The organism is Streptomyces actinomycinicus (assembly GCF_016741775.1).
In the GTDB taxonomy this organism is placed as follows: Bacteria; Actinomycetota; Actinomycetes; order Streptomycetales; family Streptomycetaceae; genus Streptomyces; species Streptomyces actinomycinicus.
The window spans coordinates 51,156-72,398 of sequence record NZ_JAERRK010000019.1 but is presented as its reverse complement, the minus strand read 5'-3'; the positions used below and the strand labels follow the sequence as shown (position 1 = coordinate 72,398).

Annotated in this window: 20 protein-coding genes and 1 riboswitch; of the genes, 16 read left to right on the top strand and 4 right to left on the bottom strand. The window is 72.8% G+C overall.

Features of this window, described 5'->3' with window-relative positions; translation table 11 throughout:
• Positions 1 to 63: 63 nt before the first annotated feature.
• The gene (locus JK359_RS28965) at positions 64 to 687 is read left to right on the top strand and encodes a helix-turn-helix domain-containing protein (protein WP_201841809.1); all 624 of its coding nucleotides are present in this window, start codon (positions 64 to 66) and stop codon (positions 685 to 687) included.
• Positions 684 to 806, top strand: coding sequence for a DUF6126 family protein (locus JK359_RS28960; protein ID WP_201841807.1), 123 nt, complete (start codon positions 684 to 686; stop codon positions 804 to 806). The genes JK359_RS28965 and JK359_RS28960 overlap by 4 nt, the downstream gene beginning before the upstream one ends.
• A 43-nt stretch (positions 807 to 849) precedes the next feature.
• On the opposite strand, the gene JK359_RS28955 is transcribed toward JK359_RS28960, so the two are convergent.
• Positions 850 to 1,647 (bottom strand): tyrosine-protein phosphatase, encoded by a 798-nt coding sequence (locus tag JK359_RS28955; protein ID WP_201841804.1) that lies wholly within the window; start codon positions 1,645 to 1,647, stop codon positions 850 to 852.
• Positions 1,648 to 1,818: 171 nt separating this feature from the next.
• Here JK359_RS28955 and JK359_RS28950 point away from each other — a divergent pair, with 171 nt between their 5' ends.
• The 3 genes from JK359_RS28950 to JK359_RS28940 all read left to right on the top strand — a co-directional run bounded on the left by JK359_RS28950 (position 1,819) and on the right by JK359_RS28940 (position 6,465).
• Positions 1,819 to 3,990 carry an alpha-galactosidase gene (locus JK359_RS28950; RefSeq protein ID WP_201842052.1) on the top strand — a complete coding sequence of 724 codons (2,172 nt, stop codon included), beginning with the start codon at positions 1,819 to 1,821 and terminating at the stop codon, positions 3,988 to 3,990.
• 303 nt (positions 3,991 to 4,293) lie between these two features.
• Positions 4,294 to 4,457: riboswitch (cyclic di-AMP (ydaO/yuaA leader) on the top strand.
• Between the two features lie 5 nt (positions 4,458 to 4,462).
• A complete protein-coding gene (locus JK359_RS28945) occupies positions 4,463 to 5,464 on the top strand; it encodes a M23 family metallopeptidase (protein WP_201841801.1) in 1,002 nt (333 codons plus the stop codon).
• A 215-nt stretch (positions 5,465 to 5,679) separates the two neighbouring features.
• Positions 5,680 to 6,465, top strand: a complete 786-nt coding sequence (locus tag JK359_RS28940) for an SGNH/GDSL hydrolase family protein (RefSeq protein ID WP_201842050.1) — start codon at positions 5,680 to 5,682, stop codon at positions 6,463 to 6,465.
• A gap of 295 nt (positions 6,466 to 6,760) precedes the next feature.
• Here JK359_RS28940 and JK359_RS28935 read toward each other — a convergent pair whose 3' ends face one another.
• Both JK359_RS28935 and JK359_RS28930 read right to left on the bottom strand, forming a co-directional pair.
• Positions 6,761 to 7,381, bottom strand: a complete 621-nt coding sequence (locus tag JK359_RS28935) for a TetR/AcrR family transcriptional regulator (protein WP_307788317.1) — start codon at positions 7,379 to 7,381, stop codon at positions 6,761 to 6,763.
• 67 nt (positions 7,382 to 7,448) lie between these two features.
• The gene (locus JK359_RS28930) at positions 7,449 to 8,627 is read right to left on the bottom strand and encodes a glutamate dehydrogenase (RefSeq protein ID WP_201841798.1); all 1,179 of its coding nucleotides are present in this window, start codon (positions 8,625 to 8,627) and stop codon (positions 7,449 to 7,451) included.
• Positions 8,628 to 8,863: 236 nt separating this feature from the next.
• On the opposite strand from JK359_RS28930, the gene JK359_RS28925 reads away from it, so the two are divergent.
• The 11 genes from JK359_RS28925 (at position 8,864) to JK359_RS28875 (ending at position 20,234) form a co-directional block, all read left to right on the top strand.
• Entirely contained in the window at positions 8,864 to 10,030 is a 1,167-nt protein-coding gene (locus JK359_RS28925; protein WP_201841795.1) for an MBL fold metallo-hydrolase, read from the top strand.
• Between the two features lie 506 nt (positions 10,031 to 10,536).
• The gene (locus tag JK359_RS28920; protein WP_201841792.1) at positions 10,537 to 12,714 is read left to right on the top strand and encodes an ATP-binding protein; all 2,178 of its coding nucleotides are present in this window, start codon (positions 10,537 to 10,539) and stop codon (positions 12,712 to 12,714) included.
• A gap of 91 nt (positions 12,715 to 12,805) precedes the next feature.
• On the top strand, positions 12,806 to 13,240 hold the full coding sequence (locus tag JK359_RS28915; protein ID WP_201841789.1) for a roadblock/LC7 domain-containing protein: 435 nt from the start codon (positions 12,806 to 12,808) through the stop codon (positions 13,238 to 13,240).
• A 2-nt stretch (positions 13,241 to 13,242) separates the two neighbouring features.
• Entirely contained in the window at positions 13,243 to 13,614 is a 372-nt protein-coding gene (locus JK359_RS28910) for a DUF742 domain-containing protein (protein ID WP_201841786.1), read from the top strand.
• Positions 13,592 to 14,191, top strand: a complete 600-nt coding sequence (locus tag JK359_RS28905) for a GTP-binding protein (protein ID WP_201841783.1) — start codon at positions 13,592 to 13,594, stop codon at positions 14,189 to 14,191. Before JK359_RS28910 ends, JK359_RS28905 begins: the two co-directional genes overlap by 23 nt.
• A 61-nt stretch (positions 14,192 to 14,252) precedes the next feature.
• The gene (locus tag JK359_RS28900) at positions 14,253 to 14,828 is read left to right on the top strand and encodes a GAF domain-containing protein (protein WP_201841780.1); all 576 of its coding nucleotides are present in this window, start codon (positions 14,253 to 14,255) and stop codon (positions 14,826 to 14,828) included.
• A gap of 207 nt (positions 14,829 to 15,035) precedes the next feature.
• Entirely contained in the window at positions 15,036 to 16,064 is a 1,029-nt protein-coding gene (gene tdh, locus JK359_RS28895) for an L-threonine 3-dehydrogenase (protein ID WP_201841777.1), read from the top strand.
• Between the two features lie 66 nt (positions 16,065 to 16,130).
• Positions 16,131 to 17,324: a glycine C-acetyltransferase gene (locus tag JK359_RS28890; protein ID WP_201841773.1), complete on the top strand. Its 1,194-nt coding sequence runs from the start codon at positions 16,131 to 16,133 to the stop codon at positions 17,322 to 17,324.
• A gap of 31 nt (positions 17,325 to 17,355) precedes the next feature.
• Positions 17,356 to 18,258 carry a LysR family transcriptional regulator gene (locus tag JK359_RS28885; RefSeq protein ID WP_201841770.1) on the top strand — a complete coding sequence of 301 codons (903 nt, stop codon included), beginning with the start codon at positions 17,356 to 17,358 and terminating at the stop codon, positions 18,256 to 18,258.
• A gap of 80 nt (positions 18,259 to 18,338) precedes the next feature.
• Positions 18,339 to 18,698, top strand: a complete 360-nt coding sequence (locus tag JK359_RS28880; RefSeq protein ID WP_201841767.1) for an MmcQ/YjbR family DNA-binding protein — start codon at positions 18,339 to 18,341, stop codon at positions 18,696 to 18,698.
• Between the two features lie 246 nt (positions 18,699 to 18,944).
• Positions 18,945 to 20,234, top strand: coding sequence for an MFS transporter (locus JK359_RS28875; protein ID WP_201841764.1), 1,290 nt, complete (start codon positions 18,945 to 18,947; stop codon positions 20,232 to 20,234).
• Between the two features lie 80 nt (positions 20,235 to 20,314).
• Here the strand turns inward: JK359_RS28875 and JK359_RS28870 are convergent, their stop codons facing one another.
• Positions 20,315 to 21,235, bottom strand: coding sequence for a transketolase family protein (locus JK359_RS28870; protein ID WP_201841761.1), 921 nt, complete (start codon positions 21,233 to 21,235; stop codon positions 20,315 to 20,317).
• Positions 21,236 to 21,243 lie beyond the last annotated feature (8 nt).

Below are 21,243 nucleotides of genomic sequence, written 5' to 3'. Positions count from 1 at the left end.
AGGCTGGTTTGCCTCTGAGGCAATAAAATTGCCGCACAGGCAAATTCGGGGCTCAATGGATGCATGACCGCCTCAGACGCCGTGCCCCCCACCGGACCGGGCGACGAGCTACCCGCCGTCGCGCCGCGGCTGCGGGCCCTGCGCCGGCGCGCCGGCCTCACCCTGGAGGCCGCCGCCCGGGACGCCGGGCTCTCCCCGGCGCATCTGTCCCGCCTGGAGACCGGGCACCGCCAGCCCTCGCTGCCGATGCTGCTGGCGCTCGCCCGTATCTACGGTACGACCGTCTCCGAGCTGCTCGGCGAGACGGTCGCCGACCAGGACGCGATCGTGCGGGCCGCGGACATGGAGCCGACCCGGGCGGGCGGCTGGACCTACCTGCAGGCCGGTGCCCCCGGCCGCGGCATGCAGGCCCTCCGTGTCCGTGTGCCGTACGGCTCGCAGGGCGACATCGTCCGCGTCCATCCCGGCGAGGAATGGCTCTACGTCCTCAAGGGGCGGCTGCGCCTGCGCCTGGGCGACACCGTGCACCTGCTCGCGCCCGGCGACAGTGCGCACTTCGATTCACTCACCCCGCACCGCCTCGCCGCCGAGGACCATGACGGCGTGGAACTGCTGTTCGTCCACACCCTGCTGCAGAGCCCCACGGCCACGCTGTGCCTGGGGCCGCTGACCGGAGAGATGCCATGAGCAACTTCGAGGAGAAGTTCCCGCGTTCCCTGTGGGTCCGGCTGATCATCTACATCGCCCTCGGGCATGTGCTGGCCGCGTTCCTGTACCTGCTGTTCGCGGTGGGCGCCAAGGGCTGACCCGGCCGGCGCCGGTCCGGCAGGCGCCCGCGCCCGGCCGGCGTCAGTCCAGCAGGCGGTCCCGCAGACGGCCCCGGTTCTCCGGGCTGAGACGGAGGCCCCGCTCCAGGTAGGTGTCGACGTCGCCCCAGGTCTGCTCGATGCTGTCGAAGGCCGCCGCGAGGTACTCGGCGCGGGCGTCGAAGAGCGGGCTCAGGAGTTCCATCACCTCGGGGGTGTACGCCGTGTCCGCGCTGCCGCTGCGGTGGACCTTGTAGCGGCGGTGCTTGGCGTTGGACTCCAGGTAGTCCGAGACGATCGCGTCCCGCTCCACACCCAGGGCGAGGAGGGTGACGGCTATGGAGATGCCCGCCCGGTCCTTGCCCGCGGCGCAGTGCATCAACGCGGGCACGCTGTCCTCGGCGAGCGCGTGCAGCACCTGGGAGTGCTCGGCGGTGCGCTCCTTGACGATCTTCCGGTAGGAGGCGGTCATCCGGCCCGCCGCCTTGCCGTCGTCGAGGATCTCCCGCAGCTGGTCCAGATCGCCGTCCCGGACCATCTTCCAGAACTCGGCGCCGTCGGCCGGGTCGCTCAGGGGCAGGTTCACGTTCCGCACGCCGGGCAGCTCGACGTCGGGGCCCTCCAGCCTCTGGTCGGCCGCGTTGCGGAAGTCGAAGACCGTGTGCAGGTCCAGGGAGGCCAGGAACGCCGCGTCCTGCTCGGTCGCGTGCGCCAGGTGCCCGCTGCGGTACAGCACGCCGTACCGCACCCGTCGGCCGTCCACGGTCGGCAGGCCGCCCACGTCACGGAAATTGCGCACTCCGGCCAGCTCCGGCTCGGTCGACGGGACCTGCTGCGTCACGGGGGCTCCTCCCGGTCGGTCCCGCCGGCGCGACTCGTCGGCGGGCGCTCCGTCGACCATACGGCATTGATTTCCTGGGGCAATGAGTTGTCCACAGGCATTGCCAGGCGGGGCCGTGGCCCTTGATGATGTTGACACTTGAGCGGATCTGTTGGCACCTGTGAGGTCTCGATGGTGGACATCTCCGAAGACGGACGTACCTGGCTCCTGTCGGGCCCGAGCAGCAGCTACGCCCTGCACCTCACCGGGGCGGACGAGCTGCTGCACCTGCACTGGGGCCCGCGGATCGCCCTCGCGGACGCGGAGGCCCTCGCGGCGAGCCCGCTGCCCGGCTACTGGCCCTTCGAGTCCCCGCTCGACGGCCGCGAGGAGTATCCGGTCGAGGGCGGCCCCCGCTTCGTCCGGCCCGCCCTCTCCGTACGCACCGGGGAACGGCGCGGCACCGAGTGGCGCTTCGTGTCGTACGACACTGCGGCCGACGGCGACGGCGACGGCGACGGCGACGGCGACGGTGGCGGCGACGGCGACGGCGACGGCGACGGCGACGGTGGCGGTGGCCGTGGCGGCGGCGCGGGCGCGGAGCTGCGGCTGCGCTTCGACGACGACGGCGTGGGGATCACCCTGCACTACCGGATGCGCGGCGATGTGGTCGAGCGCCGGGTGACCGTCGAGAACGGCGGCCCCGCGCGCGTGGAGCTGCTGCGCGCCGACGCGGCCACCTGGACCCTGCCCGACCGGGAGGGCTGGCGGCTGTCCCAGCTGCACGGCCGCTGGGCCGCCGAGTCCCGGCTCACCACCGCCCCGCTCACCTACGGCGAGAAGGTCATCGGCAGCCGCCGCGGACACACCGGCCACCAGCACCTGCCCTGGGTCGCCCTCGACACCGACGCCACCGAGGAGCGCGGCGACGTCTACGGCTGCGCGCTCGGCTGGTCCGGGTCCTGGCGCATCGCCGTCGCCCAACTCCCCGACGGACGCGTGCAGATCACCGGCGGCGCCGGTCACGACGACTCGGGCTTGCTGCTCCTGGAGCCGGGTGAGTCGTACACCACCCCGGTCTTCGCGGGTCTGTGGACCGACGGGGGCTTCGGCGGCGCGAGCCGCACCTGGCACGCCTACCAGCGCACCCATGTCATCCCGGACGCGGAGCGGGACCGTCCGGTCCTCTTCAACTCCTGGGAGGCGACGAACTTCGACATCTCCGAGGAACAGCAGGCCGCCCTCGCCCGCCGGGCCGCGGACATCGGCGTCGAGCTGTTCGTGGTGGACGACGGCTGGTTCGGCGCCCGCACCAGCGACCGGGCCGGCCTCGGCGACTGGACGCCCAACCCCGACCGCTTCCCGCACGGGCTCAAGCCCCTCGCCGACCGGGTGCACGGCCTCGGCATGCGGTTCGGCATCTGGGTCGAACCGGAGATGGTCAACCCGGACAGCGCTCTCTACCGTGCCCACCCCGACTGGGTGCAGTACCAGCCCGGACGCAAGCGGACACAGCTGCGCCATCAGCTCGTCCTCAATCTCGCCCGCGAGGACGTCCAGGAGCATCTCCTGGGCAGACTGGACACCCTGCTGTCCAGCGCCCCGATCGACTACGTGAAGTGGGACTTCAACCGCTGCTTCACCGACGCCGGCTGGCCGGGAGAGCCGTATCCTCAGCGCCTGTGGGTGGACCACGTGCGCGCCCTGTACGACCTGCTGGACCGGTTGCGCGCGGCCCACCCCCACGTCGCCTTCGAGTCCTGCTCCGGCGGTGGCGGCCGGATCGACCTGGGGGTGATGAGCCGCACCGACGAGGTGTGGACCTCCGACAACACCGACCCGCTGGACCGGCTCGCCATCCAGCACGGCTTCACCCAGATCCACCCCGCGCGCGTGATGGCCGCCTGGGTCACCGACAGCCCGAACACCCAGCTCAACGGGCGGGTCAGCTCGCTGCGCTTCCGGTTCGTCAGCGCCATGGCCGGCGTCCTCGGGATCGGCGGCGACCTCACCCGGTGGACCGGCGAGGAACTCGCGGAGGCCCGGCGCTGGGTGGAGCTGTACAAGGAGATCCGCCCCGTCGTGCAGCGTGGCGACCTGTACCGGCTGCGCCCCCCGGCGGGCGGCCTGAGTGCCGTCCAGTACGTCCTGGACGAGGAGACCGTCGTACTCGCCTGGCTGCAGGCGCAGAGCTACGGCGAACCGGTGCCGGCGGTGCGGCTGCGCGGAGTCGACCCCACGGCATCGTATGAATGCCGCGAAACGGGCGAAACCCACCGAGGTGCGGTACTGCTGCACCATGGGGTGCGCACCGGGCTCAGAGGCGACCTGGATGCTACGGTCATCCGGCTACGCCGGATGTGAGCCTTCTGTCCGAAATAGCGGTCTTCATTGCAACTCGCTGTGGAATAAGGGGTCATGAGGGGGCGTGGCGTGAGGAGCGTCATATCGGTGACCCTGAGTGGCTCATCATGTCCACGTAATGAGCGTTCCGAAATGGGAATTCGAAGAGCGGCGAAGGCGGGAATTCACGCAGGGTGACCGAGTATTCCCGAATCCGATCATCCGAAACCCGAACAAGCGGAACCTGCTGCTTGTTCCCGTACGTCTTGCTCGCTTACGTTCGCCACCAATCCGGACGGAACGCCGAATCCTGCCGCCGCCCGGAGTCCCCACACACTTGACCCGTGTACGGCAGGAGCGGGGGACCCATCAGGTACGACTGCCTGTCCCGGTCTCCGCGACAGGCTTGGGGTGCAGCCGTGCAGCGCGCGGCCGGGCAGCTCCAGCCCGAACCCGACAGCTGACCTCGCAGGCGCCGGAGAGGAATTGCGCCATGCCCGCAAAGGGTAAGCACCGACGCCCCAAGACCCCGCGTTTTTCCCGCTCCATCGCCGTCGCCGGAACCGGTGGCGCCGCACTGGCCCTCCCGCTCTTCGGGGCCACCGGAGCGCATGCCGCGACTTCCGCGCAGCCCGTTTCCGGAAAGGCCGTGCAGTCCTTTACGGGCACGGCGGAGAAGACCCCCGCGCAGCCGAATACGGGCGTGCGCACCTACACCGTGCGGAGCGGTGACTGCCTCGCGAAGATCGCCGACGAGCAGCACGTCGCCGGCGGCTGGCACCGGCTCTACGACGACAACCGGGAGGCCGTCGGCGCCGACCCGTCGCTGATCCACCCGGGCCTCGAGCTGAGTGTCGGCAAGAAGGCCGCGCGGACCCGCACCGAGCCCGCCGCCCCCCAGGACGCCGAGGGCTCGGCCAAGCCCGCCGCCCCCCAGGGCACCGAGGGCTCGGCCAAGCCCGCCGAGCCCTCCCGGCCGGACACCGCCAAGCCCTCGCAGCCCGCCGCCGAGCCTTCCCGGCCGGACACCTCACGGCCGGACGCCTCCCAGTCGTCCGGCTCCACCGCCCCGCAGGCGGAAGCCACCGGCTACACCCTCCCGGTCGCCGGTGCCACCATCGGCACCGCCTACCACACGGCCGGCAGCATGTGGTCCAGCGGCTACCACACCGGTGTCGACTTCGTCGTGCCGACCGGCACGCCCCTCAAGGCCGTCGCCGCGGGCACCGTCGTCTCCGCCGGCTGGGGCGGCGCGTACGGCAACCAGGTCGTCATCAAGCTCGACGACGGCTACTACGCGCAGTACGGCCACCTGTCCCAGCTGTCCGTCTCGGCCGGCCAGACCGTGACCGCCGGCCAGCAGATCGGCCTGTCCGGTGCCACCGGCAACGTGACCGGCCCGCACCTGCACTTCGAGATCCGCACCACGCCGGACTACGGCTCCGACATCGACCCGGTCGCCTACCTCCGCCGGCACGGCGTCGCCGTGGGCTGAGCCGCCCCGCCCCGCGAGCACCACCTGCCTGACACGCCACCGAAGGCCGGACCCCCCGATCCCCGGGTCCGGCCTTCGGTATTCCCGGATTGGCAAATTATTTAAGGGTGTCTCATCTCACCGTTCGTCAACCCCGGCCTACGGTCGCGTAGGTCACATCCGAAGGTGAATCATGGTCCGACGTGGCAGACGATTCGAAGAATGACAACAGATCAGTGATCGGGTCGTACGTGGCGGTGGGGGACAGCTTCACCGAGGGCGTCGGCGACCCAGGCCCGGACGGGGCGTTCGTCGGCTGGGCCGACCGGTTCGCGGTGCTGCTCGCCGACCGGCGCCCAGAGGGCGACTTCCGGTACACCAACCTCGCCGTGCGCGGGAAACTGCTGGACCAGATCGTGGCCGACCAGGTCCCGAAGGCCGCCGAACTGGCCCCGGACCTGGTCTCCTTCTGCGCCGGCGGCAACGACATCATCCGCCCGGGCACCGACCCGGACGAGGTGGCCGAGCGGTTCGAGCGTGCCGTGGCCCGGCTGACCGAGGCCGCCGGCACGGTGCTCGTGACGACCGGCTTCGACACCCGGGGCGTCCCCCTGCTCAAGCATCTGCGGGGCAAGATCGCCACCTACAACGGGCACGTCCGCGCCATCGCCGACCGGTACGGCTGCCCGGTGCTCGACCTGTGGTCCCTGAAGTCCGTGCAGGACCGCCGTGCCTGGGACAGCGACCGGCTGCACCTCTCGCCCGAGGGGCACACGCGCGTGGCGCTCAGGGCCGGCCAGGCACTCGACCTGGAGGTCCCGGCCGACCCGGAGCAGCCGTGGCCCCCGCTGCCTCCCCGGGGGACCCTGGACGTCCGCCGCGACGACGTCCACTGGGCGCGTGAGTACCTCGTCCCGTGGATCGGGCGGCGGCTGCGCGGCGAGTCCTCGGGGGACCACGTGACCGCGAAGGGCACCCTGTCGCCGGACGACATCAAGCTGCGCATCGCGGCGGTCGCCTGACGCCGCCCGGCCGTGCCCCGGACCGCCGCGTGAGCGGGCCGGGGCACGGGGGCCCACCGGCTCCGTCACCGACGCCGCACCGCCCTCGTCACCGACGCCCCGGCCCCTGCGTCACCACTTTCCCCGCCGACGCCCCCGCGCCGCGTTCCCTGGTCCGGTGGCCGGCACACCTCGGCCCCGCATGCACCGCTCTCCTCGCCGACGCCCCGGCGCGGCGTTCCCTGGTCCGGTGGCCGGCACACCTCGGCCCCGCATGCACCGCTCTCATCGCCGACGCCCCGGCGCTGCGCTGCGTTCAGCGGTCCCGTTCCGTCAACGCCTTCCGGTCCAGGCCCAGTTCGCGTGCCAGGGCGTCGTCCACCCATTCCTGTGCCCGGGACCGCGGCACGCCGCCCGGGTACGACGTCAGCTGCACGGCCAGTCCGTCCAGCAGGGCGGTCAGCCGCAGCGCCGCACCGGCCGGGTCCGGGCACACGAACTCGCCGGCCGCCACGCCCTCGGCGACGACCTCCGTGATCGCCGCCTTCCACTGCTTGTCCAGGTCCCGGGTGACCTCGCGCAGGGCGGGATCGCGCAGGGCCACGGCCCAGCCCTCGATCCACAGCCGCCACCCCTTGGCCTGCCCGGTCGGCGCGTACCAGCGCACCGCGGACCGCAGCCGGCGCAGTGCCGACGTCCGCCGCCCCAGCAGCCTGCGCAGATGCGCGAGATCGTCCTTGGCCGCGTACGTGAACGCGGCGGCGACCAGCTTCTCCTTCGTGGAGAAGTGGTACAGCACCAGTGCGTTGCTCACACCGAGGGCCGCGGCCACGTCCGCGATCCTCACCGCCGCCACGCCCCGCGCCTCGATCTGCTCGATGGCAGCCCGCAGCAGCTCCTCCTGCCGTTCCGCCACGCTCAACCGCACTCTCGCCACGCGGTCACCCTAGTCGCTGTCGCCGGTGCCGCGCGGCGGGGACGGTCCCTCCGCCGGGCGGCTTCCGTCACCGGTACCAGCCGAACCGTTCCGCGATCACCGGCAGCCGGTCGGTCACCAGGGCGTGCGCGGCCGCACGCGGGGTCGTCCCGTCGGTCCTGGCGCGGTCGAGCACCAGGCCCACCAGGGCCCGCATCGAGCGGCGGATGTGCCCGAACGCCTCGTCGGCGTCGGCGCCGATGTCGCCGAACAGCGTCCACCACCACCAGGCGTTCGTCGCGGAGTTGACGACCACGTCCGGCAGCACCGTCACCCCGCGCGCGGCCAGCAGTGCCTCGGCCTCTGGCACGACGGGCATGTTGGCGGCCTCGACGATCCAGCGGGCGCCGATCCGCTCCTGGTTCGCGGTGTCGACCGCGTACGACACGGCCGCCGGCACCAGCACCTCCGCCTCCACCGACAGCCAGGCGTCGCCGGGCAGTTCGCGGTCGCCGGGGCGCAGCGCCCCGCGGTCGACGGTGCCGTAGCCGTCCCGCGCGACCAGCAGCGCCTCGACGTCGAGTCCGGCCGGGTTGGCGACGGTGCCCTTGACGTCGGCGACGGCCACCACCGTGAGGCCCGCGCGCGCGAGGAAGCGTGCGGTGGCTCCGCCCATCGTGCCGAGCCCCTGCACCGCGACCCGGGTGCCCGGGTACGGCACCGCCGCCCGGTCCAGGGCCGCGAGCACCGACTCGGCGACTCCGCAGCCGCCCGCCAGCTCGTCCAGGCCGATGCCGTCCACCTCCACCGCGAAGGCGGCCGCGAGCCGTTCGCGGGCCGCCGCCTCGTCGTCGAGCAGCGGATACACCGCCTGGACGGAGGAGACCAGCCCGGCCTCGGCCGCCGCGCGGTCCACCAGGTCCTGGGTGAGGCCCAGGTCCTCGCCGGTGGTCCAGAAGCTCTCGATGTACGGCCGCATCGCCCGCAGATAGCGCACGAGGAGCGCGTAGGCCCCCGGGTCCTGCGGGTCGCAGTCGATGCCGCCCTTCGCGCCGCCGAGCGGGACGTACCGGCCCTCGGGGTTGTAGTGCAGGGCCTCCTTCATCGTCATCCCGCGGGCGAGCCCCGCCACCTCCTCCAGCGTGCAGCCGGGCCGCATGCGCAGACCGCCGCTGGCCACGCCCCGCACCAGCCGGTCCACGACGAGGAAGCCCTGCCTTCCGGTGACGTGGTCGGTCCAGACGAGCGACATCAGGGGGGTGGTCATGGGCTCTCCTCGGGGACGGTGTTCAGGGGGTGGCGGCCGGGAGTGGAGCAGCGCGCTGCTCCAGGGAGAGTGCGACGAGGACGATTACTGAATCGCGAGTCAGTATCTGGAGCCGTCCCGGGACTGTCAACGCGCTGATCGGAGCGTTCGGGACACAGGCGCCGCACCCGCCGCGTCCGGACTGTCGGAGGGGCCGACCATAATGGAGGGCCTCATCCACTCCACCGGGAGGTACCGTGTCCGGACTGCGTTCCCCGAACTCCGGGTTCCGTGCGCTGCGGCCCGCGGCCTTCGGCGCGGACCCGGGCGGTGAGCGCCTGGCGCGGATCCGCCGTTCGCCGCACTTCAAGGACGGTGTCTTCCAGAATCCCGGCGGTCCCGCGCGCACCCGCCCCTCCGGTTCCTCGCTGGACCTCGCCAAGGTCTTCCTGGACAAGGACACCCGGCCCCTGCGCGCGCCCCGGGGCACCGTCCCGGTGCATCCCACGACCTACGCCGACCTGGCCGAGGTGCCCGCCACCGGGCTCCGGCTGACCTGGACGGGCCATTCCAGCGTGCTCGCGGAGATCGACGGCCACCGGGTCCTGTTCGACCCTGTCTGGGGCGAGCGCTGTTCCCCGTTCCCGTTCGCCGGGCCCAAGCGGCTGCATCCGGTGCCGCTGTCGCTGGCCGCCCTCGGCCCGGTCGACGTCGTCGTCATCTCGCACGACCACTACGACCACCTGGACCTTCCCACGATCAAGGCCCTGGCCGGCACGGACACCCTGTTCGCCGTACCGCTCGGTGTCGGCGCCCACCTCGAGCACTGGGGCGTCTCCCCGGACCGGCTGCGCGAGCTGGACTGGCACGAGTCCACCCGGGTCGGCGGCCTCACTCTCACCGCGACCCCGGCCCGCCACTTCTGCGGCCGCGGCCTGCGCAACACCCAGCACACCCTGTGGGCTTCCTGGGTCGTCGCCGGCGAGGAACACCGGATCTACCACAGCGGTGACACCGGCTACTTCGACGGCTTCGCGGAGATCGGCGCCGCGCACGGCCCGTTCGACGCCACGATGATCCAGATCGGGGCGTACAGCGAGTTCTGGCCAGACATCCACATGACCCCGGAGGAAGGTCTGCGCGCCCACCTCGATCTGCAGGGCGGAGCGCCCCACGGTGTGCTGCTGCCGATCCACTGGGGCACCTTCAACCTCGCCCCGCACCCCTGGGCCGAGCCGGGGGAGTGGACCAAGGAGGCCGCCGAGGAGGCCGGCCAGGCCGTGGCCCTGCCCCGCCCCGGCGAGCCCTTCGAACCGGCCGGGAAGCTGCCCGCGGAGGCGTGGTGGCGGAGCGCCTCCGGGAGCGCCCGGCGGACCTGGCGCTCGGTCGGGGCGTTCGTCGCCGAGCCGCCCAAGCGCGGCTGACGCGCGGGACCGGCGACCCCTCGCCGGGAAAGCGCTGGTCCGACCGCAGGTCAGGCCAAGGGCATGACTCTGCGTGTTTGTGGCGGGAGGGGTCCGGCGTTCGAGGGAGGCGGTCCGAGCCGGGGCCGCGAGCAGGTGACTGCCGGAAACGGGCGGATGACGAGAGGCGCGAGTGCGCCGGACCGTCATCCGCCCTTTTCCCTTTCGGGTCGGTTCTGACCAGGTCCTATCGTTGTTCTTTCGGATCGGTTCGAGGTGCGGGTCGGGGTCATCGGACCTTCGTACGAGGCCTCATACCAGAGCGGGATGCTGTGCGGGGGAGTTTGGCAACTGCCCACCGCACATGATGCGCAGGCAACTACTGTGAGTGTCCGTCGGACGACGCGCGGCCGGATGCACCGGTCCCGTCGGCCGACGCCGCGATGACGCGTGCCCGGCACCGGCGCCACGCCCGCTGCGCGCACCGCACGAGGAATCGAGCCCGACGGACCAGTACGAGGACGCAGATGTCTCACCTCCGAGCACCGGCCGCCCGCGCCGACCGCCGCGAGGGCGGCCGGCACGGGCGACCGGTCGCCCGACCCGCTCCCGCACTGCCCGAAAGGCACATACGGCCCCAGCTCATGCGGCTCGCCGTGCTGCCGCCCCTCGCGGTCGCGCTCAGCGGCACCGCCGCTGTCCTGTTCAGCATCCGTTCCTCCGGCGTGCGCCCCGCCCCCACCCTGTGGGCCGTGCTCGCCGGAGCGGTCAGCGTGGCCGTCGCCGGCATCCTGATCGCGGGTGTGGCCGCCGACCGCGCCGCCCGCTCGGTCACCGACCGCGTCGACGCGCTGCGCCGCACCGCCGCCCACGGCGAGGCCGACCTGCACGCGCTGGTCGACGCGCTCCGGCAGGGCGAGGCCCCGCCCCAGCGCAGCCAGCGCCGCCGGCCGCCGGTGGACGCCGACGACTTCGAGCTGCTCGCCGCCGACCTGGCCCGCGCGCACGACGGCGCCGTCACCGCCGTCGTGCGTGCCGCCCAGCTCTCCAGTCAGACGGGCAGCGAACAGAAGCTGGAGGTCTTCGTCAACCTGGCGCGCCGGCTGCAGTCCCTCGTGCACCGGGAGATCTCGATCCTGGACGACCTGGAGAACGAGATCGAGGACCCCGACCTGCTCAAGGGTCTGTTCCACGTGGACCACCTGGCCACCCGTATCCGACGGCACGCCGAGAACCTCGCCGTGCTCGGCGGCGCGGTCTCCCGGCGGCAGTGGAGCAATCCGGTCAGCATGACCGAGGTGCTGCGCTCGGCCATCGCCGAGGTGGAACAGTACTCCCGGGTGAAGCTCGTCCCGCCGATCGACGGCGAACTGCGCGGCCACGCCGTCGCCGACGTCATCCACCTGCTCGCCGAACTCATCGAGAACGCCACGGTGTTCTCCGCCCCGCACACCCAGGTGCTGCTCCGCGTCAACCTCGTCACCTCCGGGCTCGCCGTGGAGGTCGAGGACCGCGGGCTCGGCATGCCCGTCGGCGAGCAGAACCGGATGAACGCCCTGCTCGCCGACCCCGACCAGGTCAACGTCGCCAGCCTGCTGGCCGACGGCCGCATCGGCCTCTACGTCGTCTCCCAGCTCGCCCGCCGGCACGGCATCCACGTGCGGCTGCAGACCAACATCTACGGCGGTGTGCAGGCCGTACTCGTCGTCCCCCAGGCGCTGTCGGGGAACGCACCGGGTACGGCGGGCGCGGGTGCCGGAGCCGGCGCGGCGCAGCCGCAGGATCCGGCGGGAGCCGGGCAGCCGCAGCAGCCGGGGGCCGCCGTGGCACCGCCGCCCGCGCCCGCGCAGCCGGCGGAAGCGCCCCGGGGCGGCCACGTTCCTCTCCAGGCCGGGCCGCCGGGCGCGGGCGGCGGGGCCAGCGGACCGGGCGTCGGTTCCGCGGCCGGGGGCATGGGCAGTTCCCCTGCTGGTGCTGGTGCTGGTGCTGGTGCTGGTGCTGGTGCTGGTGCTGGTGCTGGTGCCGGTGCCGAGGGCGTGGCGGGTGGCGGGCAGGCTCCGGCAACCGGCCGGCGGCGGCACGCCCAGCGCGGTCCGGGACGGCGTGGCGCGGACGCCGGAGCCGGGCGCCCCGGTGCCGACAGCGGATCCGGCCCGCACGGCACGGAGAACGGTGGGCGGCACGGAGGTGCCCCCGCCCCGCTCCCCGTGCGCGGCGCCCATGAGACCCGGCCCACCCCCGCCGACGCGGTGCCCGGCGTCAGCGCCGCGGACCGGCCGGTGGTGGAGGCGCACGCGGGCATCGCACCCACCCCGCGCGACGGCACCGTACGCGGCACGATGGACAAGCCCCAACTCCCGCGCCGCCGCGCCCAGCAGCACATCGTGCCCCAGCTGCGCGGCGGTCCCGCGCCCCGCCAGGACACCGACACCGTCGCCGGCCACGACCCCGGCCTGATGGCCGCCTTCCAGCGCGGGATCGGACTCGCCGAAGCCCAGCAGCACCTGGAGTCGGACTACCCGGAGTACACCGGCCACCTCCAGTCCGCCGCACCGGAATCCGCCGAACCCACACGCACCCGCCCCGAACACGGGGCCTCGGAACACATGGTGCCCGCCCCCATACCCCAGGCACCCGCTCATGTGCCCGCATCCGACGGCACCCGCGGCACCGGCCGGCCCGAAGGGAGCGCACCGGCCGGATGACCGCCCCCGCACCCGTATGTCGTACCCCCGTATGTCGTACCCCCGCCCCAGCGCTCCCTCAGACGTTCGTACCCCAAGGAGTCGATCCACCATGGCCAGCGATGCGCCGACCGCCCACGCAACCGACCTCGACTGGCTGCTGAGCGGCCTCGTGCAGCGCGTACCGCACACCTCCAGCGCGGTGCTCCTGTCCTGCGACGGACTGGTGAAGTCCGTACACGGCCTGGACCTCGACAGCGCCGACCACATGGCGGCCCTGGCCTCCGGTCTGTACTCCCTCGGCCGCAGCGCGGGCGTCCGGTTCGGGGACGGCGGCGACGTCCGCCAGGTCGTCGTCGAACTCGACAAGACGCTGCTGTTCGTCACCACGGCCGGCTCCGGGACCTGCCTCGCGGTGCTCGCCGGCCGGGAGGCCGACGCGGCGGTGCTCGGCTACGAGATGGCGATGCTGGTCAAGAGCGTCCGCCCCTACCTGGTCACCGCACCCCGGCAGCACGCCGTCGATGCCACGGCGACGAGGACTTGAGCGTGGCCGCAGCCGGCGACGGGCCCTGGCTGGACGACGCTGCCGGGCGGCTGGTGCGCCCCTTCACGATCAGCAACGGCCGCACCGAGCCGAGCATCGCCCTCGACCTGATGTCGCAGGTGATGGCCACCGGCGTCACCCCACTGGGCTACCTCGGGCCCGAGCACGCACAGGCTCTCGACCTGTGCCGCGCACCCGTCTCCGTAGCCGAGGTCGCCGCCCAGCTGAAACTGCCCGCCGTGGTCACCAAGGTGCTGCTGTCGGACCTCGTCGACTGCGGCGCGCTGACCACCAAGCCGCCCGCCTACCACCACATCCCCACTGACCGGTCTCTGCTGGAGGCAGTGCTCGATGGACTACGACGACAGCTCTGACCCGTTCCCCACCGCGCTCAAGATCCTTGTGGCGGGCGGGTTCGGAGTCGGCAAGACGACCTTCGTGGGCGCGGTCAGCGAGATCGCGCCGCTCAGCACGGAGGAGCTGCTCACCACGGTCAGTGTCGGCACGGACAGTCTCGACGGCATCGAGAACAAGATGGAGACCACGGTCGCCATGGACTTCGGCCGGATCACCCTCGATCCGGAACACGTGCTCTACCTGTTCGGCACGCCGGGACAGGAGCGGTTCTGGTTCATGTGGGACGAGCTGTCCGAGGGCGCGCTCGGCGCGGTGATCCTCGCCGACACCCGGCGCCTGCAGGACTGCTTCGCCGCCGTGGACTTCTTCGAGGAGCGCGGGCTCGCCTTCATCATCGCCGTCAACGAGTTCGACGGCTCCCTGCGCTACGACCCCGACGAGGTGCGGGCCGCCATCGACCTCGATCCGGAGGTGCCGGTGGTGCGCTGTGACGCCCGGATCTCCAGTTCCGGCGTGCAGACCCTGCTCACCCTCGTACGCCACCTCCTCGCCCACGCCCCGGCGACCATGCCCAGCCATGGCGCCCACATGTGATCCCGCCCTACCGCCCACGGAGCCGCTATATGAGAGACGTCCACAGCGACGGAGCCCGGTCATGAGCTACGAGCCGCCCCGGCCGGTCCGGGGTCTGCTGCTCACCCCCGAGGACAAGGAGGCCCCCGCCCGCGTGCACCGGCTGCGCCGACTCGGCCTGGCGGACCGGCCCGATCCGGTGCTCGACGCGTTCGCAGGCCACCTGGCCCAGCTCACCGGCGCGCTCTACGCCATGGTCAACTTCATCGGCGAGGACCACCAGTACTTCGCGGGCCTGAGTACCCCCGCCACCGCCCCGGTCGTACGGGACGACGGCAGCAGAGCCGAGATCGGCCGGACGCTGCCGCGCGACTATGGCTTCTGCCCCCATGTGGTAGTCCGCCACAAAGCGCTGGTGCTGGAGGACGTCCGCGACTATCCCCGGTTCGCGGGCAACCCGGTCGTCGACGAGTACGGCATCCGGTCCTATCTCGGCGCCCCGCTCATCGACAGCTCCGGCATGACGCTCGGCACCGTGTGCGCCGCCGACATCCAGCCCCGGGCCTGGGGCAGGGCGGGCCTGGAGACCATCAAGACGCTCGCCGCCGACCTCGTCCTACGCCTCGAACGGAGTACGGAGGGCGGCCTGCCCCTCTGACGCGGCGGACATCGAAAGAGGCACGGAACGCGGCTGTGCCAAGGGCTCTGCGCGGGGCCTGAAGGAAAGCTGAGGCGGCGGTTAAGAAAAGCTCGATGGACCCCGGTCCGCACATACGGCAGATTGCGGAGTGATTCCACCCCTCTGACCCGGTGCGGGCTTCTTCGGCATGCCCGCGGCCCGGGCCTCACCCTCAGGAGCCGTTGCGTGAAGGCGCTGGTCAAGCAGAAGGCGGAGCCGGGACTCTGGCTGACGGACGTCCCGGAGCCCGCCATCGGACCCGGTGACGTACTGATCAAGGTCATGCGGACCGGTATCTGCGGTACCGACCTGCACATCCGGGCCTGGGACGGCTGGGCCCAGCAGGCGATCAGCACGCCGCTCGTGGTGGGGCACGAGTTCGTCGGGCAGGTCGTCGAGACCGGTCGCGACGTCACCGACATCCGCATCGGCGACCGCGTCAGCGGAGAGGGCCACCTCGTGTGCGGCAAGTGCCGCAACTGCCTGGCCGGCCGCCGCCACCTGTGCCGGGCCACCGTGGGCCTCGGAGTCGGCCGTGACGGCGCCTTCGCCGAGTACGTCGCCCTGCCCGCGTCCAATGTCTGGGTGCACCGCATCCCCGTCGACCTCGACGTCGCCGCGATCTTCGACCCCTTCGGCAACGCCGTGCACACCGCCCTGTCCTTCCCGCTGGTCGGCGAGGACGTGCTGATCACCGGTGCCGGACCGATCGGCCTGATGGCCGCCGCGGTGGCCCGGCACGCCGGCGCCCGCAACGTCGTCATCACCGACGTCAGCGAGGAGCGCCTGGAGATCGCCCGCAAGATAGGGGTGAGCCTCGCCCTGAACGTCGCCGAGTCCACCATCGCCGACGGGCAGCGGGAGCTGAGCCTGCGCGAGGGCTTCGACATCGGCCTGGAGATGTCCGGCCGGCCCGAGGCCATGCGCGACATGATCGCCAACATGACGCACGGCGGCCGGATCGCCATGCTCGGCCTGCCCGCGCAGGAGTTCCCCGTCGACTGGGCCCGGATCGTCACCTCGATGATCACCATCAAGGGCATCTACGGCCGTGAGATGTTCGAGACCTGGTACGCGATGTCCGTGCTGCTGGAGGGCGGCCTGGACCTCGCCCCGGTGATCACCGGCCGGTACGACTACCGGGACTTCGAGACCGCGTTCGCCGACGCCGCGAGCGGCAAGGGCGGCAAGGTCATCCTCGACTGGACCGCGTGAGCCGTGGCACGGCACGAGCCGTGGAACGCGAACGCCCTCACCCCGTCAGCACTTTCAGGAGCACCCATGTTCGAAACCGTCCGTGACGACCTGCGCGCCACCCTCGACGAGATCCGCGCCGCCGGCCTGCACAAGCCCGAGCGCGTCATCGGCACCCCGCAGTCCGCGACCGTGAACGTCACCGCCGGCGGCCGTCCCGGCGAGGTCCTCAACTTCTGCGCCAACAACTACCTCGGCCTCGCCGACCACCCCGAGGTGATCGCCGCCGCGCACCAGGCCCTGGACCGCTGGGGCTACGGCATGGCGTCGGTCCGCTTCATCTGCGGCACCCAGGAAGTGCACAAGGAGCTGGAGGCCCGGCTGTCGGCGTTCCTCGGCCAGGAGGACACGATCCTGTACTCCTCCTGCTTCGACGCCAACGGCGGCGTCTTCGAGACCCTGCTCGGCGAGGAGGACGCGGTGATCTCCGACGCCCTCAACCACGCCTCCATCATCGACGGCATCCGGCTGTCCAAGGCCCGCCGTTACCGCTACGCCAACCGGGACCTCGCGGACCTGGAGGCGAAGCTCAAGGAGGCGTCCGACGCCCGCCGCCGCCTGATCGTCACCGACGGCGTCTTCTCCATGGACGGCTACGTGGCCCCGCTCGCCGAGATCTGCGACCTCGCCGACCGGTACGACGCGATGGTCATGGTCGACGACTCGCACGCCGTCGGCTTCGTCGGCCCGACCGGCCGGGGCACCCCCGAGCTGCACGGCGTCATGGACCGCGTCGACATCATCACCGGCACCCTCGGCAAGGCCCTCGGCGGCGCGTCCGGCGGTTACGTCGCCGCCCGCGCCGAGATCGTCGCCCTGCTGCGCCAGCGCTCCCGCCCGTACCTGTTCTCCAACACGCTGGCCCCGGTGATCGCCGCCGCCTCCCTGAAGGTCCTCGACCTGCTGGAGTCCGCCGACGACCTGCGCGTCCGGCTCGCCGAGAACACCAAGCTGTTCCGCAGCCGGATGACCGAGGCGGGCTTCGACGTCCTCCCCGGCGACCACGCCATCGCGCCCGTCATGATCGGCGACGCGGCGAAGGCGGGCCGCATGGCCGAGCTGCTCCTGGAGCGCGGGGTCTACGTGATCGGCTTCTCCTACCCGGTCGTCCCGCAGGGACAGGCCCGCATCCGCGTCCAGCTGTCCGCCGCGCACTCCACGGCGGACGTCGACCGCGCGGTCGACGCCTTCATCGCGGCGCGCGCCCAGCTGGAGGCCTGACCAGGGCGGCCGCCCTGGGATACTGGAAGGCATGATCGAAGCACGGCGGCTCCACATCCTCCGTGCGGTGGCCGACCACCGCACGGTCACGGCGGCGGCCGCCGCGCTCTACCTCACCCCCTCCGCCGTCTCCCAGCAGCTCACGGCCCTGGAGCAGGAGACCGGGCACCGCCTGGTCGAGCGCGGCGCGAAGGGCGTACGGCTCACCCCGGCCGGCGAGATCCTGCTCAACCACACCCATGCCGTCCTGGCCCAGCTGGAGCGGGCCGAGGCCGAGCTGGCCGCGTACGGCTCGGGCGAGGCCGGCACGGTCACCGTGGCTGCCTTCGCCACCGGCATCGCCCAGGTGGTGGCCCCGGCGGTGGCCCGCCTCGTCGCCGCCGCGCCGGGGATACGGATCCGGGTCCAGGACGCCGAGGGCGACGCCAGCCTCCCCATGGTCCTGGACCGGCAGGTGGACGTGGCGGTGGCCGTCGAGTACCGGGGTGCGCCGCCCGCCGACGACCCCCGCCTGACCCACGTACCGCTCTACGCCGAGCCGTTCGACGCGGTCGTACCCGTGGGGCACCGCCTGGCGGACGCACCCGAGGTGCCGCTCGCCGAACTGGCCAAGGACCCCTGGATCGGCCCGTACCCGGGCAATCCCTGCCACGACGTGGTGGTCCTCGCCTGTGAGAGTGCCGGGTTCGAGCCCCGCCTGGAGCACTCCTCCGACGACTTCAGGGCCGTCGTCGCCCTCGCCTCGGCCGACGTCGGCGTGGCCCTCGTGCCGCGCTCGGCGCTGCGCGGCATGGACCTCAGCGGCGTGGTCGTACGCCCCGTCGACGGCGTCGCCCCGACCCGCAGGGTCTTCGCGGCCGTACGCCGGGGTGCCGAGGAACACCCGCTGATCCGCCCGGTGCTGCAGGCCCTGGGGGAGGCGGCACAGGCGTGACAGCCCCGGCCGCCTCCTTCCGCGAGCGGCCTGGGGCTTCGGCGGAGTGACTGTCAGTGGCAGGGGCTACGGTGCGTGGCATGCCGGATGCCGAAGACGTACGCCGAATCGCCCTGTCCCTGCCGGACACCACGGAGAAGACCGCCTGGAGCATGCCCACGTTCCGGGTGGCCGCCAAGATGTTCGCGACCCTGCCCGAGGACGAGACGTCCATCGCGGTGCGGTGCCCCAAGGAGGAACGCGACGAACTGGTGCTGGCGGAGCCGGACAAGTTCTGGATCGCCGGTCACGAGGCCCAGTTCGCCTGGGTGCGGGTGAGACTGGGCGCCTTGGAGGACGAGGGCGAGCTGCGGGACATCCTCGCCGACTCCTGGCGCCAGGCCGCCCCGCCCCGACTCCTGGACGCCCACCCCGAGTTGGGGATGCCGCCCGGGGAGTGAAAACCCCGGTGGGCAGGGGCCGCGGCGTGGCATGATCCCGCGCGTCGGCGGCGCGCGACACAGGGCGGGGCGGGAGGCCTGAGGAACTGTGAGGTCGACGGCCCTGAGGAGCTGTGGGGTCGACGGCCCGAGGGCCGGGCCGTCTGCGGGGTGCATCCGCCCCGTACGGCGCCACCGTCTCCTCGCGCCGCTCGCCGGACGGCAGTGTGGCCGGGCCACGCGGGGACAGGGAGGGGAGAACTCGGCATGACCGGAACGGGTGCACGGCGCGGCACCGCCGCCCAGCGGGTACGCGGGGAAGCGGGCGGGGCCCCGCCCGTCTGGTCGCGGGACTTCGCGCTGTTCTTCGCGGCCCGGGCCGTCGCCCGCCTCGGCGACACCATGCTGCCCGTGGCCCTCGCCGCCGGCCTGCTGGAGCACGGGTACGGCGCGGGCGCCGTCGGCCTCGCCATGGCCTCCACGGCAGCCGCGTTCGCCGGACTGGTCGTCTTCGGCGGGGTGATCGCCGACCGGTTCAGCACCCGCAGACTGATGATCGGCGCCGACCTCGTCCGGCTCGGCACCCAGGCCCTCGCCGCGGGCCTGTTCTTCACCGGTCACGTGGTGCTCTGGCAGATCTGTGCCACAGGTGTCGTCAACGGCATGGCCGGAGCCGTGTTCCAGCCCGGCGTGGCCAGCACGGTGCCCCGTCTCGCCGCCGACGTCCAGGGCGCGAACGGGGCGATCCGCATCGCGGAGTCCGCCGCTCAGCTGGCCGGCCCGGCCGTCGCCGGTGTCCTGGTCGGTCTGGCCTCGCCCGGCGGTGTCTTCGCCGCGCACGCCGCCACCTACGCGGTCAGCGCGCTGTGCCTGCTGCTGCTCCGGCTGCCCCCGCTCCCCCCGGGCGGCCGCGCCGCCACCGGCTCCGGACCGCGTGCCTTCCGCGCCGATCTCGTCGACGGCTGGCGGGAGTTCCGCTCCCGCACGTGGCTGTGGGGTGTGATCGCGATCTGGTGTCTCTACATGATCGCCGCATGGGGGCCGACCGTCCCGCTGGTGGCGACCGAGGTGGTCCGCAACCACGGTCCGGGAGCCTACGGCCTGATCAACTCGGCGCTGGGGGCGGGCACGGTGGTCGGCGGCCTGTTCGCGCTCCGGCTCCGGCCCCGCCGCATGCTCCGCGCGGGTGCGGTCTCCCTCTTCCTCTTCTTCGCCCTCCCGGCGGCCGTCGGGGCCGGCCTCGGCGTACCCGCCATGGCGGCCGCGGCCGCCGTCGCCGGCGTCGGCCTGTCGTTCTGGAGCGTCATGTGGGCGACCACCGTCCAGACCCAGGTACCGGCCGACGTCCTCAACCGCATCCACGCCTACGACGTCGCGGGCTCGCTCGCCATGATGCCGGTCGGCCAGGCCCTCGCCGGTCCGGCGGCCGGAGCCCTGGGTGCCGACCGGGTGCTGCTCATCGCCGCGGCGACGAGCCTGGTCGTGGCCGCCGCCCTGCTCGCCGTCCCGGCGATACGCAACCTGATCCGCACGGACACGAACACCCCCGCCCCCTGACCCCGGTGCTCACCCGGCAGCAGCCGCTCGTCCGGCCTCCGGTGTGCACCTGCCGGCCGCCCGGCCCCCGGCCCCGGTGCTCACCCCGCAGCCGCCGCTCGTCCAGCGCCCGTGAAGCCGCCGATCCGTTCCCGCAAGGCCGCCGGGTCCAGGCCGTGGGCGGCGACGTGTTCCTCGATCGTGCCGTAGCGGCGCAGCTCGCGGCGGCCCACGCCGAGGCCGAGCACGCGGTGCGGGACGTCGGAGAGCGCCTCGTTCACCGCGGCCGTCGACGTCCCGGCGAGGTACGGCTCGACCAGCACGACGTCCGTGCCCGCGGCTTCCGTCGCCCGGCGCAGGCCGGCCGCGTCGAAGGGCCGTACGGTCGTCGCGTACAGCACGGTCACGTCCAGGCCCTCCGTGGCGTCGAGGACCGCGTCCAGCATCGGCCCGACGGCGACGACCACCCCGGAGCGGCCCCCGCGGACCGTGCGGAGGTGCTGCCCGTCGATCACCCGGCCCGCCCGGTTGGACTGCACGGACAGCCGCACGTACACCTTGTCGTCGCCCGCGGCGACCGCGTGGTGCAGCAGTGTCTCGGCCTCGTCCGGATGTCCGGGCACGTGCACGGTCCAGCCGTCCAGCGTGTCCAGGATTGCCACGTCGCCCGGGGCCATGTGGGTGAAGCCGCCGGCCGGCCAGTCGAAGGAAGCGGCGGCGCTGACCAGCACCGCCCCCGTGTCCTGGTGCCCCAGATCCAGCTTGACCTGCTCGAACGGCCGCTCCACGAGGAAGCTGGCGAAGGTGTGCACGACGGGCCGCAGCCCGGTGAGCGCCAGCCCCGCCGCCGTTCCGATCATCAGTTGTTCCCGGATGCCCACGTTGATCACGCGTTCGGGATGCCGGCGCGCGGCCTCCTGGAATCCGGCGGCACCGATCTCGGCGAGGACGACGGCGACCCGCGGGTCCTCGTCCAGCATCCGGGAGACGACGGGGGCGAAGCGGTCACGCATGGTGTCCATCGAAGGGC